Annotated in this window: 9 protein-coding genes and 1 pseudogene; 3 read left to right on the top strand and 7 right to left on the bottom strand. The window is 60.1% G+C overall.

Features of this window, described 5'->3' with window-relative positions; all coding sequences use genetic code 11:
* Positions 1-7: 7 nt before the first annotated feature.
* From drmB to QQJ84_RS14985, 4 genes are read right to left on the bottom strand one after another with little or no spacing between them, the layout of a single operon-like run.
* The gene (gene drmB, locus QQJ84_RS15000) at positions 8-1,873 is read right to left on the bottom strand and encodes a DUF1998 domain-containing protein (RefSeq protein ID WP_284259118.1); all 1,866 of its coding nucleotides are present in this window, start codon (positions 1,871-1,873) and stop codon (positions 8-10) included.
* On the bottom strand, positions 1,870-5,415 hold the full coding sequence (drmA, locus tag QQJ84_RS14995) for a DISARM system helicase DrmA (RefSeq protein ID WP_284259117.1): 3,546 nt from the start codon (positions 5,413-5,415) through the stop codon (positions 1,870-1,872). The genes drmB and drmA overlap by 4 nt, the downstream gene beginning before the upstream one ends.
* Positions 5,412-5,903 carry a hypothetical protein gene (locus QQJ84_RS14990; RefSeq protein ID WP_284259116.1) on the bottom strand — a complete coding sequence of 164 codons (492 nt, stop codon included), beginning with the start codon at positions 5,901-5,903 and terminating at the stop codon, positions 5,412-5,414. Before QQJ84_RS14990 ends, drmA begins: the two co-directional genes overlap by 4 nt.
* A gap of 30 nt (positions 5,904-5,933) precedes the next feature.
* Positions 5,934-7,040, bottom strand: coding sequence for an XRE family transcriptional regulator (locus QQJ84_RS14985; protein WP_284259115.1), 1,107 nt, complete (start codon positions 7,038-7,040; stop codon positions 5,934-5,936).
* On the opposite strand from QQJ84_RS14985, the gene QQJ84_RS14980 reads away from it, so the two are divergent.
* Together QQJ84_RS14980 and QQJ84_RS14975 are read left to right on the top strand one after the other, a co-directional pair.
* Positions 7,039-7,386: a hypothetical protein gene (locus QQJ84_RS14980; protein WP_284259114.1), complete on the top strand. Its 348-nt coding sequence runs from the start codon at positions 7,039-7,041 to the stop codon at positions 7,384-7,386. The genes QQJ84_RS14985 and QQJ84_RS14980 overlap by 2 nt on opposite strands.
* Positions 7,387-7,389: 3 nt before the next feature.
* Positions 7,390-8,190 (top strand): ankyrin repeat domain-containing protein, encoded by an 801-nt coding sequence (locus QQJ84_RS14975; RefSeq protein WP_284259113.1) that lies wholly within the window; start codon positions 7,390-7,392, stop codon positions 8,188-8,190.
* Positions 8,191-8,195: 5 nt separating this feature from the next.
* Here the strand turns inward: QQJ84_RS14975 and QQJ84_RS14970 are convergent, their stop codons facing one another.
* Positions 8,196-12,227 carry an Eco57I restriction-modification methylase domain-containing protein gene (locus tag QQJ84_RS14970; protein WP_284259112.1) on the bottom strand — a complete coding sequence of 1,344 codons (4,032 nt, stop codon included), beginning with the start codon at positions 12,225-12,227 and terminating at the stop codon, positions 8,196-8,198.
* A gap of 5 nt (positions 12,228-12,232) precedes the next feature.
* Complete coding sequence (drmD, locus tag QQJ84_RS14965) at positions 12,233-15,463, bottom strand: DISARM system SNF2-like helicase DrmD (protein ID WP_284259111.1); 3,231 nt, start codon at positions 15,461-15,463, stop codon at positions 12,233-12,235.
* Between the two features lie 312 nt (positions 15,464-15,775).
* On the opposite strand from drmD, the gene QQJ84_RS14960 reads away from it, so the two are divergent.
* Positions 15,776-17,221: a DUF6880 family protein gene (locus QQJ84_RS14960; RefSeq protein ID WP_284259110.1), complete on the top strand. Its 1,446-nt coding sequence runs from the start codon at positions 15,776-15,778 to the stop codon at positions 17,219-17,221.
* Positions 17,222-17,457: 236 nt separating this feature from the next.
* Here QQJ84_RS14960 and QQJ84_RS14955 read toward each other — a convergent pair.
* Positions 17,458-18,163, bottom strand: a pseudogene (locus QQJ84_RS14955) (recombinase family protein); the annotation flags it as partial.

The raw sequence follows: 18,163 nt of genomic DNA, 5'->3' as shown, positions 1-18,163 counted from the left end.
CTTACAATCACGAGAAGAAGCAGGACAAATCATCACCCATTGTTGGTACAAGGAGACTGCGGTCGAGGAAGAGGTTCCTCATCTCACAACTCGTTTCGGCGATCAGGAGGCATCCATGACACGCAGCGCCGTGGGTTGCCCGGTCACCGCTCCTGTCATCGGGTTCATGATCGGCGCAAACGGGGTCATTTGAGCAGATCCTCAGGCGTTCCAGGGCGCTCTTGAGGATGTAGGCGAACCTCGGAGCCGTCGCGACGAGACCGCCGAGTGTGCCTTGCGCACCTGCGCTCGCCGTATAGATAAGTATTCCGCAGCGGTCGACGTCGCCGCCCCCTCGCGTACTCGATAGCGCGTAGACACGTTCCTTCAGCGAACTGGCTGGATAGCCGCAATCGAGGGCGATCTCGGCCATCAACGCGTGCGATATACTATGAAGCAGCACGTAGGCCGTTCCTGGGTACGCCGGCGCCTTCCCAGCAAAACGCTTTTGCCAGTGGCCATATCCAGCCAGCAGCTTTTGATTTCGGACAGCTGTGGCCTCCTTTTGGAGCCATGCGGCAATCGCGGTGGCATCAAAATGGATGAAGATGCCTTCCCCAAATTGCTCGATTGCTGGCAGCCAGTCAGCATCACGCGATATGGGCGCGCCACGAACGCTCAACGTAATATCTTCGATGTCGCCATCAGAACCCGTCGGCGCAGCTTCAAATCGCGTGAACCCGTAGAGGCACGAAACCTCCCTAAGGCGATGCACCGCGACCAGGTTTTTGATCCCCGATAAATCGATCCCGGCATCGGGGTCAGCCCAAGCCTCGCGCGGAAGAGTCTGGGCGTAGAGCTTTGCGGTCGGATGGTTCGCGCCGATTTCAGAACGGCCGCCGGCAAACGTATCGAACTCGGACAACTTAGGTGACCGTGTGGCGTCAGTTCTTGCACCCTCACGAATGCGCTGAAGCCTATCGAAAATGTCACCATCCGAATAAGGACCGAGCGACGCCGATACCTTCGGATTGAATTTCTTCGCCTGCGCCACGTCTTGGACTGTTTGAACGCCGGCCAGATCCCCCGATAGTTCATCGACAAGCTGACTGAGTTCATCCTCCTCTGTCGGCAGCGAAATCACCGTGTGAACCTGCGGGAAGTAGGTGTTCGTCGCGGTTCGCGTTAGGAGCTTGAGATTGTCGCCGCAGCCTTCCGGGTCTCGGTCGAGCAGCCACGGTCGCTCGCCTCGGCATTTGCCCAGACGCCCTGGCTGGAAGGTGTCTTGCAGGGACAGACGACGGCCGCAACCGCACACGATGCTGGTGTCTGCCGGGTCCGCACTGGTTCCCTTTTCCTCCACCCACATCGGCTCGTGACATGTCCCGGAACCGTGGACGACCCAACGCCAGTCGATATCTTGGAGATGCCCCTTGTCGCAGGCGCACACGAAACGGATCGGCGTCACATCGCTCTTGCGTCCGTCGTCGTATTGGAACTTCCTGCGGCCCTTGCTGTCGAGGTCCTGCCAACGCACCAATCGCCGACGGCGGGTCGTTTTGGCGCCGGAGGTGTTCGTTTCCACCTGCTCGCAGATGAACCATGTCGGGAAGATCGGCGCAGCGACGCCACGCGGCACGCCATCTTTTGAATCAACCGACGTCGGCGGTGTTCTCAAGGTCAGACTGGCTGCCGGATCGAGGCGCCCTTGCTCCTTCAGAATTTGCTCAAGGCGCATCGTCAAACGCGGCTCTGGAAGGGTCGAGAAGGCGCTGCCCTTCATGTCCCATTGTTCGAGTCCGCCCACCACGACTGACCGCGTCGGCAGATCGATCATCGCCCCCGGACCGAAGGTCGAAATCAACTGGCTTAGGCGTTGAGCATTCTTGGTCATGTGAGATCATCCGCGTTCGCGATCGTGTTTCCGTGAGGATCCCTGACCTTCAGGGTGACGTTGGGTTCCACGTCGCGCATGGAACGGCCCGCCACAAAACGGCGGTGGGGTTCCGCCAAGTTGCCGATCTCCGGTTCGAGCGGCATGTGCAGCAGTCGATGAGGACTTTTCTTCTTGGCATAGGCAAACGCATTGCCGCCCGCCGCCTGCTCATCGGAAGTCTCAATCCAGGCATCCAAGATGTCGTCGATCAGCTTTGACAGAGCGGCGCGACCGCCCGCGATCATCCGCTCCGGCGCGCGATCGACGATCGAGTCTCGGACCAAGATGCGGATGCCGACATTGTTCTTCAGTTCATTGACCGCGACATCCGGGGTGAGTGCGCCATCCACGTGGCGCGCCGCAGCGACCACGACCGCAGCTAAGGCGCGATCCAGCGCCCGTGCCGCCCAAGGTGTCACGCTTGTCGCTTCAACGGCGCGATAGAATGTGCGGTGAAATTGGCCGAATTGCTCGAAGTGCATTCGGTCACGCGGCTTGTGGAGGTTCAGAACCGCCAGCACTAAGCCGGGTCTGGAATGGTCACGGCCGACACGGCTGGTCGCCTGGATGTATTCAGCGGCCGTCTTGGGCTGCCCCTGCACGACCATCAGCCCGAGGCGCGTGATGTCGAGACCAACCGAGATCATGTTGGTCGCGAGAGCCACATCGACGGTTTCGGCATCCCGGCCAAAGATCGCCTCCAGACGCTGTTTCGCCTTCGCGACCTCGTCGGTAGAGACACGAGATGTGAGCTCCATCGGCTCCTTGATGGCTCTATCGGCAAACGGTGTATCGGCAGGGTCCACCCGTCGGCGTTGGGCGCCGTAGCGAGCCGCCCGATCACGCACTTCATCCTCGACAATGCGCCGCGCGCCACCCAACTCGCGCAACGCGTTGAAATAGCAAAGCACAGTCATGTACGGATCAGCAGGATTCCTGGCCTTGGCGTCGGCAGGGATATTCGCGTCGTAAGCGGCCTGCGCGGCGGACACGAGCGTTGTCAGAGACCTCAGGAAGACCAGCTTCGGGCCGCGGCCTTGCGCCGCGATGCCCAAATAGAGCCGGGCTGGATTGGTCGATGAGGGCACTGTCCGAGCGAAGAAGCTATCGACACGATCAATGCCGGGCGGCGGGAAAATGCTGGTTGTGTCCCGATCGAACAGAGCGGCGATTTGATCGGCCGCCCGTCTGACCGTAGCGGTCGACGCCACGATCTTCGGGCGAACGCGGTTTTCACCGGAGCCTCGCGAGGCAAGCTGATCAATCGCCGCTTCATACAGACCCGCGACCGTTCCAAGGGGACCGGCAATGAGGTGCAATTCATCCTGGATGATAAGATCGGGCGGATCCAGCGACCAGCCGTTGCCCAATGGTCGGCCTTCGCCCGGCTCAGCCGCCCCATAGAAGCCGACGCCATCTTCGAAACGGTCAACGTGCCCAAAGAAAGCGCCGGTCTCACCCACCCAGGGCAGCGCTGCGAACTTGTCGACCGTAGCGATCAGAAACGCCGGAAGACGCCGGTAGATGGGCTCATCGACCGTAAGCACCGGCAGCGGTCGATTCCTGCTGAACTCACAGCTGGTGTTGGCGCACCGAATTTCCAAATTGATCGGCGCGTGTTCGTTCGGCGTGCAGGAAAACGATGAAGGCGTGAACTCGGTTCCGCACCACGGACAAGCCTTGAGCGGGGCCGGTGCGCGCTTGTCACGCCCGTTGCGATAGCGCCGAATTCGACCGACAGCTGTTGTCTCGTCAGACTTTCCTTTGCCGCCCAGCTTGTTCGGCGAGGCGTCGGAGCCGACCCACAGACCGATCTCGATTGGCCAGTCACCGAGCATCCGGCGACCGCGCTCATCGACGTTCTTGGCGTCGGTGCGCATCAGTTCGAGCGCGCAGACGACACCTGCCGCGCGCGCGAGCTGGTCGAGCGTCAGAAGGCGCAGGGTGTAACGCATGATAACGGCGACGCCAGCGCCGAGCACGCCCGATCCGCCCAGCCGCCGATGCGCAATCACCATGGCTGCGAGGCCGAGATAGGCCTCGGTCTTGCCGCCGCCTGTAGGAAAAAACAGCAGGTCCGCCGTCTCACGATCGACATGAGTTCGATCGATTAGGCCGGCCATGTTGAGCAGCACGAAGGCGAGCTGAAACGGCCGCCACTGTGGCTCATCGAGAGCACTCGGATCGCCTGTCGCGCCAGCGACACGACGGCGCGCGGCCATGGATACGGAAAGATTCATGAACCGGAACGCCGTGCGGGCTTTTGAGTCCGTCGATAGAATCTCGATGCCCTTTGCGATCCGGTCCTTCGCGGTCACCATCTCGGCGACAAGGCGTTCGCCGGTCTCGCGTCGGCGGGCGGGAAGGCCTGAAAGCTTGTTGCGCTCGGCGTCGATCCAAATTCCATAGAGCGATGGCAGATCGGCCAAGGCGGCGCGAAGGCTGGCGCCATCGCCCTCCGCCAACTGCGCGAGCTCTTCCATGCCGAACGTCACCTGCGCCTTGAATTCAGCGTCCTCATTCGGCGCTACGCGTTCAACCTCCGCCGACGGCAGCGGGTCGGTCCATACCCGCGTCACACCGTTGGCGCTGTCTTCAGAAGTGTCCCATCCAGCGGCGGCGTTCCGCCCTACAGCCCATTCACGCATGTCGCGATAGTGCAGATCCGCGATCCGAAGATCCCATTCCTGGGCGCGATAGCCAGAAAGGTCGCGACGCGCACGGAACCCCGCTTCGCTTACAAGTTCGATCCGCGCCTGAAAAGCGTAGCTGACATCGGCGTAGAAGCGATGAACTGTAGCCCGCCGATTGACGAGGAAGACAGTAAGGGCACGGACGCGCTCAGTTTTGCCGTCCGGCGTGGTGTAACTGAATAAGCGCGAATGGGTTTCCAGCACCAGGCCGCCACCGCGGCGTTGTTCGGCCGCGCTCTCCGGCACGACGAACGGGCCGCCGCGGCCATCCTTGATGGGAAGAGCCATGACCCGGTCTTTCGGGGTCCGAACCCACTCGACCATGGGGCGCTCAACGCGCTTGGGCTTACCGTCCTCGCCAAGCTCTTCCGGTAGGGGCTCGGGCAGAAGGATAGCTTCCGGCAATGGTGGTTCGGTTCGATAGTCACCCCACGAAACGCGTGCTTCGATCGACGTCACATCCGGATCGAGCAACACCGTCAGCCCAACGGACGACGGCAGAAAACGCCGACGCGCGTTGGGGGCTTCAGGCTCCTCGTTGTCGGTCGCGGCGCCGCCGGCGCCATCGGCGTCCGGCTCCTCAACGTCGATTTCCATCTCTTCCTGGGCGGACAGATCGTTCTCGTCATCATCCCCGTCCAGGGCGAGCGCATCGTCTGCAGGGGCAATAAATCCGGCCAAATACCAGCGTGCCGGGCTTTCATTCAGGCGCTCGTTGGCAAGATCTGCGTCCTGCAGCCCCGGACCGATGAGGTCTCGACGAAAGACATCCACGATCTGGGCGCGAATATCGACTGAGTTTGTCATGACCGCCCAAGCCCCTCTGAAATGAAAAATTCTGCAAGGACTTTTTCGAGCCACTTGGTCGTATACGGCAGCTTCAGCGCCTCTTTCGGCCGGTGACCTGCATCGGTCAGAAGCACTTCGAGGGCAATCAACCGGTCCCTCAGCCCAAGGCGAACCCCAAACCGCATACTGGCTTTATCAGGTCCACACAGGACCCAGACATCTTTTCGCGTCAGCGCATGTGCCCATAACGACTGCTCCCCTACGTCCAGCGCAATATCAGGCGCCTTAACCGCGACGACGGCGCGTTGCGCGTCGTCCACAGGATGAACGGCCTTGAGTGAGGCCACAAGTTGGGCCACGTCAATCTGCTGTTCCGGCCGCCGGCGCTGAAATCCCGTTTGGGTCTCCGTCACGCAATCCTCGACGGTCTCGACGTTGTAGCCACTAGCGAGCGCGCGCCAGGAACCGACCCTGAATGATTCCAGGATTGCGTTCGTATCAACCAAGACGACACCGCGAAAACGAGGCATCGTTCCTCACAGATCAACCAGGGACTCAATCCCATGAAAAGCAAAGAGTTCAGCCAGATCGTCGACGGTCATGTCCAGCAGGCCAGAGGCGCGGCGCGCTGAAAGGTGCCCGGCGTCGATTGCCAGCCCGATGACCTCAAGAAATGGCTTCGAAAATGGTGGCGGGGTCGGGGAGTCGTCCGATTCACGCCCGTTATTTCTCAAGGTGGCGTCAGAAATTGCCTTGGCCTTTGCCAGCTTGAGCCTGTCGATCGCGACCAGACGCCATTTCAGCGCCGAAGCTGTCACCTGAAGCTCATCGGCTGTGGCGCTCAGTTTGGCGACCAACTTGCTCTCGCTGAGGTCGGACCAGATGCCATATCGATCGAGAACATGCGTTGGCATTAGAACGGCAGACGCGAAATTATTGGCGAGCTGCTCGATGCGGTTGCCGCCCGTCTCTAGCGATGCCTCCGCGTGCTCAGGCGGCATCGCATCCCAAGTTAGGATATGGAATAATTCATGGGCCAAGTCGAAGTGTCGCCGGCCGACCGTCTCGTGACGATTTATCAGGACGGCGTCAAGCTCTGGCAAACGGCAGGCCGCTCCTGAAATTCCATTCGATACGTCGACCATCAGGACCAGGATGCCGAGTTCCCGTTCCATGACCTTGGCCAGGCGGAGCGCCGGGACGTCTCCGAGCTTGTATTCGGCGGCGAAGCGTTCTCCCGCCTCCATCGCATCCTCGAACCGGCTTTGCCGCGAGAGGCCTAGCGCGCGCCGCAAAAACGGCGCCCCGCGGCCCACCTGGGGCGCAATCGCCCTGTATGCGGCAATCCAACGGCCGGCGTTGCGCTCATAGGCCGCGAGTCGCTCGGGACCAACGGCGGTCTGCCGCCAAGAGAACCGGCCCTCTCCGACCAGCATGAAAGGGTCGGTGAAGTATTCTAGCGAGGCGCCAAGCTTTTCCACGGCAAGGATTAGTTCTTCGGCCGTCACCCGGCGCTCGCCGGTTTCAATGGCCGATATCGTTTGCCTGTCCTTGAAGCCGAAAATGCGCGCAAGCTCATCCTGGCTCATGGCGCGCTGCTCGCGCAGCGCCTTGAGCCGCGTGCCGATAAGTTGGGTCATCATGCGTGCCTCCATCCGTCAAATACATTTAGTCTTGCAAAAACTAAAATGCAAGACTATTTTGCGTTTATTGGTTCGCGGATGCCGCTTCGACGAACCTGATATCGTAATAGGTGGTGATAAAGGACTGAAAATGAGCAAAAAAGTACAAAACTCAGGACTAGATGATCGAAGACGAGACCAGAACGGCGAGATTCGGCGCAAGAACGGGAACACGCGGATAGACACTCTCCGGGAAACCTATGGTCCCGGTTTTGCCCCTGACGTTCGTGGCGATATGCACCTTGACACGCTGCTGGACCGAGCGGGAGCAAACTCCCTGAGTGATTATCTTAAAGGCAGGAAATAGCCGATGACGTTTTCCGTCATTATCGGCCCGTGCGAAATCTGCGGTGATGGAGCCGATTATAAAGTCGGTGCCATGACGTGCAAAGCCTGTGGGTTTGAGTTCGAGAAACTTTGCACAAAATGTTCAACTAATCCCTGCCCTAAATGTAAAGGGCCCCTCGATCGATCAGAAAATCTCTTTCCAAAATCACTGTTTCGCGTGGTTTCCCAAGGTGATATCGAGGGGTTTTGGTATATTTATCGCGATCTCTCCGGGCCAGCCTCGGATTTGAATCGGCTGTTAGATCGTAACGGTAATACGTTATTGCATGTCGCCTGTGGGATCGAAAAAAATAAACTAGCCGCAGCGATGTGTGATGCACTTTTTCAAACTGGCCTCTCCCCTACGCTTAAGGACAAAAACGGGCGTACAGCTTTGACTGAAATGGTCAGAACGAGGCAGTACAAACCTGACGTAGCTACCATGTTACAAATCTCAGTTAACGAACAAGACGGTTATGGCGTAACGGCATTGATGTTCGCCGCCAAAGGTGGCGGCTTGTTTGGATCTCGGCGCGGCAATCTGACTGTTGTTCGTCATCTCTTAGAATTGGGTGCGGATCTTTTCCTTTGTGATGATCCTGGTCGTACCGCGTTGGGCTACGCTATCCGGTCCAACGACAAAGGCACAAACGAAGCAATGATCGAATTCTTAGAGCGCGAAATGCTCGCGCAAACAGCGCTAGATGAATTCAAGAAACACAACCAGTACGACTTTGATAACAAGGGAGTTTTATCTTTTTCACCGACGCCAAAAAGAAAATAGTTTTTCTAATCAAGTTCTTCCTCGCCTTCAGGCTCGCTTTCATCCTCATCTACAAATGAAAATCCTTCAGCTTGTTCAGTCGCAGCACGTTCGGCGTTGAGGGCTAGTAGCCGAGCGAGGACTTCGTCTTTGAAGTCGGATGGCCAGTCGAGGCGGGTCTTGGGCGTCTTGCCCTCGTCCGCTTCCTGATCGATGAACTCGGGCCCAGCACGATCGGCCAGATCGTCCCAGCCATAGGCGCGCAGCACGGCGACATCCATCTCTTGGTGGAGTGAGCGCAGGCGGGCGATATCAGCGCCGTTTTCGCCGCGCGCGTGGAAGCGGTTGTAGGTTTTGGTCAGGCCCTCTTTGCGGGCAATCATTAGCTGCGCACGAAAGGCATGATAGGCCTCGCCTGCCGCTTCAAGGTCGGGGTCGGTTTCGAAATCGGCGGGGAATGGGAACGTGCGGAAGCAATCCTCGATCGTGTATGTAAGATCATCCTTCATGGTCGTGCCGACAAATCTCGCCCAAATCTCATGTGCTGATGTTTGAAGGCACGCGAAGGACGCGAAGCCTTCAAGGGCGAACACATTGAGGTTTTGTGAATAGACGAGCCCGTTGGGCAACAAGGCGATTGCATATTGGGGCGCAGCTTTGCTGGAGTTCACAAAGACTGACTTAAGCGAGGCAATCGTGCGGTAGAGCCCGGGCCGCTTTTCCGCATACTGCCACCATCGCGTTTTTAGAGCCGGGCGTTTCTGTTTGTCCCGCTCGGGCTTCACGCGACGACGGATAATTTCGGTCAAGTCCGGCCAATCTTCGGCAACTTCGTCTGGGTAGTCTCCCGGAACGACGCCTTCAACCCGACATCTTGCGATCTCGCTGTCATCCATCTTGAACCAGGAGCGCAGAGCTGGATCGCGTTTTAACGGGCGGTCGAAGAAGTCGACTACGAAACGATGATAGCGATGTTCGGGTTCGGTGTTCACTTCCTCACCGCCGATGAACGGGAAAATGCGCTCGGCATTTCTAGGGTCCTTCGCGATTAGCGCACGCATAGTATCTAAGCGCTCAGCTTCACCCTTCTCCGCGGCTGCATCATCGAAGGTGAAGCCCACGCCGAGCACGTATGAACCAACGAAGGCCTTGCCAGAATTTGCCGCTAACGCGACAGGCGAGGTATCAAGATCGCCCTCGACCAAATAGGCCGAAATGCGCCGCACGGGCCGCGTGTCGAGCACTGGTGAGCCCACGTCACCCTTCACGATATGCACGACGGAGACCACGACTGCCGCTTCCCCCGGCCACTTCAGTCTTCGCGTGGCGCGTAAGATCGCACCGCCATCGGCGATGATCTTGGTCAGCCCCGATGCACGCGTATCGCCCTGCCCGATGGTGTTGGTGGCGATAAGACCAAATACGCCACCTTGCCGCAGTAAGCCGAAGGCGCGTCGGAAGAAATGCGCCACAAGGTCGGCGTTCCCATGCGCACCCGAATGGAGCGTTTGTAGCCAAGGTAAATAATTTTTGGAGTTGCCAGCGATGATCGTGTTCTTCCCGGCAAAAGGCGGATTCCCCACAATGGCGTCGAACCCGCCATTGTCGCGCGCGAACACCTCAGGGAACTCGACCTGCCAGTGAAACGGCGTGAGGCCGTGCTCTCCCGCACGCAGCCGAGCGGCCGCGGCTGCCAGCAAACCCCAGCGCGGCGGCATGCTGGAGATTTGGCTCTCGACATCGGCGCGGGCCTTCTCGCGCGCCTTTGCTTTGTCCGCCGCAAAAAATGCCGAAATCACCGCATCGCCCATGACACGGATGGGTGAGACTTCCGATTCAAGATTGCGATGACGTGCCTCCTGGATGGCGCGCATCGTATCGTCTGGCGCGTTCTGGATTTCAGCACGGCCCTTCATTACCTTGGCCACGTTGTCTCGCACCAACTGGCGAAACAACGGCAGCCCCGGCTTCGATTCATCCCAGTTTGCTGCGGCGATCTGCGCCGTCGTCAGCCCAACAAGGCTATCGCCGCATTTCAGCGCGTGATCGAGGAAGGTGAATTCATGATCTCGCGCCAGCGTGGCCAGCCAGAGCGACAAGCGCGCCAAATCGACCGCGCGCGGGTTCTTGTCGACGCCATAGAGGCATCGCTGCGCCACCAGGCGGCGCGCATGTAGCTCCTCATCTTCATCCGCCGGGATTTTGGGCCGCTTGTCAGGCCAGCGCGCCCAGGCGGCGACCAGCCGCTCGCCCAAGGCGCGGCAGGCCTCGACCAGAAAGGCGCCGGACCCCATGGCCGGATCACACAATTTCAGTTCCAGCACCTGCTCTGGCGTCGCGTCTGGTCCGAGCTTCCCGAAAGCTGGCTCCAACGCGTATTTGACGATCGGCGCAGTGAGCGACCGAGGGGTGTAGTGACTGCCGGTCCGCCGCCGTTCGCCGGTAGGCTGCAGGATCGGCGTTCCGGATGCCGCGACCCGCTTTTTTGGCGAGCCGCGCTCATCGACCATGCCGTCGAGCGCCGCCACCAGATCGTCGATGCTCTTGGCGTCCTCGACCGGCTTGCCCTGCGCCGCCGTCAGCGCGCGGCCCACATTCTCCTTCAGCTCCTTGATCCGGTCCTTGCCCTTCTTGGCAAGAAGGTCATCGAGCGCGACGAACACCGGCGTCTTGTTGTTCTTGCCCGCCTTGATGGCGAGCACGCGGCTTTTGGCGGCCTCGACCGTGAAGCCCATGACGGTCTCGTACACCGAGCCGATCTGTTCGACGTCGAGGGTCCGGTAAGACAGCCGCTCTCGCTCTGTCCCGCGCAGTTTCAAGGTCATCAACCCTTCGAGGATGCGAAGCAGGCACCCGTCCGACACGGCCAGAATTCGGGCTGGCTCATCCTTCGAGGCGCGGCCCTCGAGGAAAGGGAATTCGTCCGGATCGAACAGCTTGCCGCCACGCGCCTGAACGAAGCCGGTCTTGTGGCCTTTGTGGATCAGCCGAAACAGCGCCAGCAATCCGCCCCATCCGCCGCGCCGCTCATCCATCGTATCGGGATTGAGTGTCGCGTCCTCTGTGAGCTTCGCGTAAAGGCCGCGGACCGAATAGCTGGTCTCGTAGATTTCCCGCGCCCGCGCGTCTGATCGCGACGGCAGGAGGTCCCGGTCTTCTGCATAAAGCACGAAGACCAGGCGCATCAACACTGTCAGCAACCCTTCATAAAGATGATCGGGACGGCTGACCGCGAGTTCACGCACCAGCGCCGGTTCAGCGTTGTCCAACCCACGCAGCAGCTCATGAAGTGCGCCCAGAACTTGCTCCGCCAGGGCAGTGGAGACCAGAGCCTGAGCATCTCGGCTCCGCTTCAGAAGGGCGGGCAGGCGACGATCATCGGGCCCTAAAAGGAGGCGGTTGCGATCAAGCAGCAGCTTCAGGCCGCCAAGCATCGACCGGCCGGCAACCATCGCCATGGGGCGGATCGGAAAGCTCTGATGGCCAGACGTTTCGCCACGGGGCGCATAAATCAGGCGAAATTCAGGATAGTATCGAATCTCGCCATCCCTGCGTTCGTCGCGTTCGGAAATAAGTAGACCAGCGAAGACACCCGTATCACGCAATAGTCGCTCAAAGCGCTGGTGCGGGGTCGCCTCCCAGCCATCGAGCGCGTTCCTGGTGTCGGGATCAATTCCCGGCGCCTCAATACGCACAAGGAGTTGCCAGCGTTGATCGCTGTCCCCGAGCCCAGCGACCGCCCAAGTTGGCCGCAGTGTCGTGCCGTGCTCGGGGAGCGCCACGAACAATTCATCCGGAAGAGCTGGACCACCGGGAGCACCGGCAACATGGCGCGCTTCCCAGCCGAGCACCTTCTCGACGAACGCCCAGGGGTCAGTGAGTGCCGGTATGGAAAAGTCAGCGCCAATAATCTCAGCAACTAGGCCAGTGTCGATTGGCGTTTGCCTAATTGGTGGTAGTCCCAATTCTTTCAGGAGCGTCGGCGCGACAACGAGGCCCACAGGCGGCACATGGTCGAGCCATTCAAGATCTGGATCGCGATAAATTTCCGTAGCCATCGTACTTATCCTGATACCGGCCAAAGATAGACAAGACCAACCGGCTCCAGGCGATGCGCACGCACCTCATAAGAATCACGGAGCCGCTTCGGTTCATCCCGCAGCTCACGCTCAAGGCGTTTCAAGCGGCCTTCCCAGTGCCGCCGGTCAGCTTCTCGCTCGCGTCGTTCCTCGGGCACGAGATCTAGTGTGAGCTGATTGGGATCGAACTCTTTTGCCGCCTTGGCGATACGTGACCGCTGTTGTTCAAGCAGGTCCGACAGCGAGCGAGCCTCTTCCTCGCCTCGCTTCTGGAGTTGCGCAGTAACCGTTGTCAGGCGTTCTGAGGCGATCTTTTCCAAGGCTGGGACAAGGTCGGCGATATCCTTCGTGACGAGAGCCTGGATACGGGCGACCGCGGCGCCGGACGCTTCACGCGCGTCACGCAGGGCGTCTTCGAGCTGATTGAGGGTCTTCTCCTCGCCGCTCTCGCCCAGCGGTCGGAGCGACTTGCGGTCGCGTTCTGACTCTGTCCAGATCGCGGTAATCGGGATGACTTCTTCGTGCAGCCGAGCTGCGCCAGCGCCAAAGACCGCCAGGCGTCCCATCAGGACGATACGAGGCTGCGCGCCCGGCCCGTAAATGACCGACACACGCGAAAGCTTCGACTGGAAGCCTTGGCTGAGGAAGCGAGACAGCAGCCGTCTGACCAGGCGGTGCTCAAGATGCACTTGCACCACGTCCGAGGCGTCACGGCCGTCGGCCATGATCGGCGGACTGAAAGCAATTGACCGGATGGGCGCATCGCGCCGCCAGTCGCCGAGACGCTCACCGCGCTTCCGCGGTCGCACTCGCAGATCGTCAAAGGCGTCGTCCCAACCCGCATCCTTTGTGAACGCCGGATCGTTGGGATTGAGGCGGTAGGTTGCCACCTTGCCGATCGCCGGCCCACGGGCCTCGTCAAGCACATACCCGGCGCGTGACAACGCCGCCGCAGCCACACGATGAAGATCTTCCGGGTCGACACCGACTCGCTCACGCGACCGTTCGAGTGCGCGCTGCAGATCGGCCTGCTCCTTCAGCAACCGTTCGTGACGCGCGCGCTCGTCGTCGTCCATTTCGGCGCGCGCGCGATTGAGCCGTTCGGCATCGCTTTCCTCAGCGATGGCACGAGCGATCGCCGCGCCCTGACCACGCAAAATGCCGCCTTCGGCCAGACGCTTCGCGATGCGCTCTTCAATCACTTGGCCGACCGATCCGAGCTGATCGCGGATGGTCTCCGTCTTCCGGACCAGCGCTTCCAATACGATGTCGGCTTCGCGCTGCTCGTAGCGGAAGTAACGGCAAATAACCTGCTTCGCCGGCTGAAGTTTGCGATCGATCCGGCCGTTGCGCTGCTCCAGTCGGGAGGGGTTCCACGGCAGGTCGAAATGAATCAGGTCGGAGCAATAGCTTTGGAGGTTGATGCCTTCGCGGGCCGCATCAGTGCAAATGAGGATGCGCAAGGGCTCAACATCGGGATCCGCGTTGAACGCTCGTTTCACATCTTCCCTTCGATCCGATCCAGTTGCGCCGGTGAAGACGCCAATTCGATCGTCAGCGCGATCCGTGTCCGACACCGCCTCACGCAGGCGTCGTTCGAGCCACCGCCGCGTGTCCTCGTATTCTGTGAAAATGATGAGACGCCGGCGATTCCAGTTTTGGCCGCTGAGAAGGTTGGCTTTTATCCAATCGGTCAACCACCGGACCCGGGCGTCGGGCCGCGACGCGTAGCGCTCTGCGATGGCCAGCATGTCATCGACCGCGGCAAGTTCAGCGCGCAGGTCTCCCTTCGCTGCGTCTGCAACGCCAAGGGCTGAAGCGGCCTCGGCCGTGGCGTCGTCATCCGCGTCGATAGTTTTTTCGGCGCGCTCGCCTTCAAGCCCAAGCTCGGCGCTGTCTTCGCTCGCGGGGCCGCCCACAAACGCCAGCGCGGCGGCAGCGACCAAGCCGGCTTCTTCACCATCGAGCATTCGCTGCAATGTTGCCCTGTGGACTTTCAGGGTCCGTGCGAACGCCGCGACCGACGACAACAGCCGTTGCTGGAGACCTACAAAGGCCAGCTTCGCCATCGACGCCTTTTGGGTCGGAAGATTAGCGATGCGCCGCATCCGCATCTCGCCGTACGTGGCAAGCTGCCGGGCGAGTGCGAGTTCAGGCGTGTCCTCCGGCAGACCGTCGATGCGAACCGCCTCGATGATCCGCTCCGGGAACGCTTCGCCAAGGCGCCGAAGATCGGCCTTCAGCCGCCGGACCATGACGGGCTCAAGATCCTTTGGGCGAACCTCGACACCCCGAGTGAAGCGCTGGGGATCAAGCATCTCAAGCAAAGCCGAGAAGCTGTTCGAGTGCCCATTGTGTGGCGTGGCTGTCAGGAAAAGGCGGTGCTCGAACCGCTCGCCGAGTTCGCGAACCGCTTTCGTGAGCTGGCTTGAGATTGCGTAGCGAATGCCCGCCGCGGGCGCGGCGTGGTGCGCCTCGTCCAAAACGAATAGCGCACGGGCACGAAACTCGCCGAGCACGTCACGGAGTCCAGCCGCATAAACCTCATCCGTGAGGAGACGATGCGAGACGATGAATCGCGAGCCGGTCGCCCAGGGATTCACGGAGAAGCCCCGAAGCCGGCGCATCTCGCCTATCCGCTCTCTGTCGATGATTTCGAACGAAAGCCCGAACTTCGCTTCCAGTTCGTCCTTCCACTGGATCGTCATAGCGGGCGGGGCCGCGATGACGATGAAATCGATCCGCCGCCGCAGCAGGAGCTCTCGCGCTACAAGGCCTGCCTCGACGGTCTTGCCCAAGCCCACGTCATCCGCAATCAACAGATTCACGCGCGGAAGCCGCAACGCCTTACGAAGCGGGAGAAGCTGATAGGCATCGAGCCGAATGCCTGCCCGAAAGGGCGCTTGCAACAGGTCGCGATCAGCGGCGGTCGCAGAACGCCATCTTATCGCGCGTAGGTGGGCGGCCAACACTTCAGCACGGTCAGGAAGGCCGGCGCCGATATTCCGCCATCCATCCTCATCGAGCACGACAGCGCCGATTTCGGCATCCCAGAGGATTTCCAGCCGCTCGCCCTGAGCGTCGTCTGAAATGCACGAGAGGTTGAGGGTCTGAAGGTCGTTCGCCTCCCCCTGGACTTGCTCGACCAACCACGGACGGCCCCGCAGCTCGACGAAGCTTCCCGGTTCGATTGTCGGCCCGACTGCTCGTTGCATAACTTCAATGCCACAAATATGATAATTTGGCCGCCGCCAGTTGGTCAGGCCCGCGATTGGGCGAGTTGAGAATCGGCCGTTCGTAAATGCTGCTTTCGGTCATCGTCTCGCCCCTTTCACACGATTCCGGCTATAGCATCTACGGCTTGGGGTCAATTTATGGGTGCGTGATCCTGGCTGATTAAACAAATAGAATCAATTGTTTGTGTGGATTTTTGGCGAAGTACGGGCTCGAAATTTGAGCTCTGCCAGCATGGCTTGTCAGGCCAAAGCCAAGCATGCCACGACAAGGTGACTTCGGATGGACATTGCATGGCCAAGACGACAACACTGAACGCCAAAAACCTGGAAGTGCTGGGGGCAGAGCGCCTCGCCGCGCTGCTGATTGAGATCAGCACTGGTGATGCCTTGGCGAAGCGCAGGCTGCGAATGGAGCTGGCGGGGGCGCAAAGCCCCGTCGAGCTGGGCAAGGAGGTCCGCAAGCGGCTTGCCGCCATCGGCCGGGCGCGGAGTTTCGTGGATTGGCGGGGCATTAAGCCCCTGGCGGCTGATCTTGAAGCGCAGCGCGCTGCCATTGCCGGGACCGTCGCCCAGCGTGACCCGACGGAAGCGCTCGACTTGCTCTGGCGCTTCATGGAGCTAGCCAACTCGATCTTTTCGCGCTGCGATGACAGCAATGGCCATATCAGCCCGATTTTTCATCAGGCCTGTGAAGATCTCGGCGCCATCGCCGTGCTGGCCAAGCCTTCGGCGCAGGCACTGGCAGAGCAGACCTTCAGGGCGCTGCTTGCCAATGATTACGGCCAATTCGATGGGCTTATCGCTGCCCTGGCCAAGGCAATGGGGAAGGCTGGGCTGGACCATCTGAAACAGCTCATGGTTGATCTGTCGAACCGGCCGGTAGAGAAACCTGCGGCGAAAGATCGCATTAGGATTGGCTACGGCTCCTCCGGGCCGATTTATCAGGATGAGATTGCCGAGCGTTCCCGCCCCAGCACCGTGAAACTGGCCTTGCAGGAAATTGCCGACGCCCAGGGGGACGTGGACGCTTTCATCGCGCAGTATGACGTCAAAACCCGCAAGGTGCCGGCCTTCGCCGCCGAGATCGCTCAAAGACTGCTCGCGGTAGGGCGGTTGGAGGAAGCCTGGAATGCCATTGAGACGGCTGTCCCCCGCCAGCGCGCACGGGAAGATTGGCTGGATTTTGAGTGGGAGGACGCCCGCATCGCGGTTCTGGACGCAATGGGCCGTGCCACGGAGGCCCAGGCCGTGCGATGGTACTGCTTTGAGCACGCACTTTCGCCATCACATTTGCGGGGTTATCTGAAACGCCTGCCGGATTTTGACGATGTCGAGGCCGAGGACAAGGCGCTTGATCTTGTCAAAAAGGATAAGAATTTTTCGCGAGCGCTTGGATTTTTGATCTCGTGGCCGGACCTGAACCGCGCGGCGGCGCTGGTGTTGGAACGCGCGGGCGAATTGGATGGCGATCATTATGAAGTTCTGACCCCGGCATCTGAGGCGTTGGCGGGCAAACACAATTTGGCGGCCGTGCTGGTGCTGCGGGCGATGATCGATTTTGCGCTCATCCACAACCGTTCCAGCCGCTACAAGCACGCCGCGCGGCATTTGCTGAGCTGCGCCAGCCTGTCCGCCGGGGTTGAGGCGTTCGTGGGATTGGAAGCGCACGATGCCTATGTGGTCAGACTGCGGCGGGAGCATGCCCGCAAGAGCTCGTTCTGGAGCTTGGTGGAGTAAAGCTAGCCGGGGGATTTGCGTGAGCATCTTGGTCTTCCGCGGCCGCCCAACCGATTCTTCGTAGCTTGAACCGTCCGCCGATATAGACCGTTTATTTTGCTTCTTACGCCCTATTAGGGCATTTTTTGGTGGAAGTCGGAACGATTGGTGATTTTCAAGTGCATTATTAAGGGTAGTGGAATAGTGGTTTTAAAAATCCAAAGAATATACTTGAGAGAAATTATTCCTCGTCAGGCTCATAACCTGAAGGTCCCTGGTTCAAATCCAGGTCCCGCAACCATCTTGATTTGCTCAACCAGAACAGAAACAGAACCGTCCGTGGAAACACGGGCGGTTTTGTCGTTTGCGGCCGATAAAGCCAGGATTCCCGCCAGCGCGCCGCGGATCTCAACGCGAAGCGCGCCGTTCTCAGGGATCAGACGAACCTCGTCGATCAACGTGCGGATGATGCTGAAGGCTTCATCCTTGGTTGCCGGGTCGGCCAACGCGGTGTGCAGTGCCGCAACCTTCTCGCGGTAAACTTCCGCAAGGTTGGGATGCAGCGCCGGCTCACGGGCGGGCTGGTTGGCGAGCTGGGCGAGCAAATCATCCTCGCGGGCTTCCAGGGCGATCATCTCGTCCTTAACCGTGCGCGCCGGCATGCCGTCCATCAAAGCCTGCACCAAAACCTTTTGCCGTGATTTGACCCGGCCGAGTTCGGTTTTGGCAGTCTCGTAATGTGCGTTCTGCTGCGCGAGAATGGTGTTGCGTTCCGCGATGAACGCGGCAGCGAATTCCTTGAATATATCCGGGTCCATCAGCCGGTGCTGCAGCCCCGCCAGCACGATGCCGTCGAGGGTCTCGACGCGGATGTTCAGCCGGTTGCCGCAGGTGCCCTTGTTGCGCGCCGCGGCGCAGCCAAACAGCGTGGCGCTGATCTTCGAATAACCACCGCCGCAGACG

Origin of the sequence: Acidocella aquatica (assembly GCF_030160635.1) — a bacterium.
Classification (GTDB): domain Bacteria; phylum Pseudomonadota; class Alphaproteobacteria; order Acetobacterales; family Acetobacteraceae; genus Acidocella; species Acidocella aquatica.
This window is presented reverse-complemented; position numbering and strand designations above follow the sequence as displayed.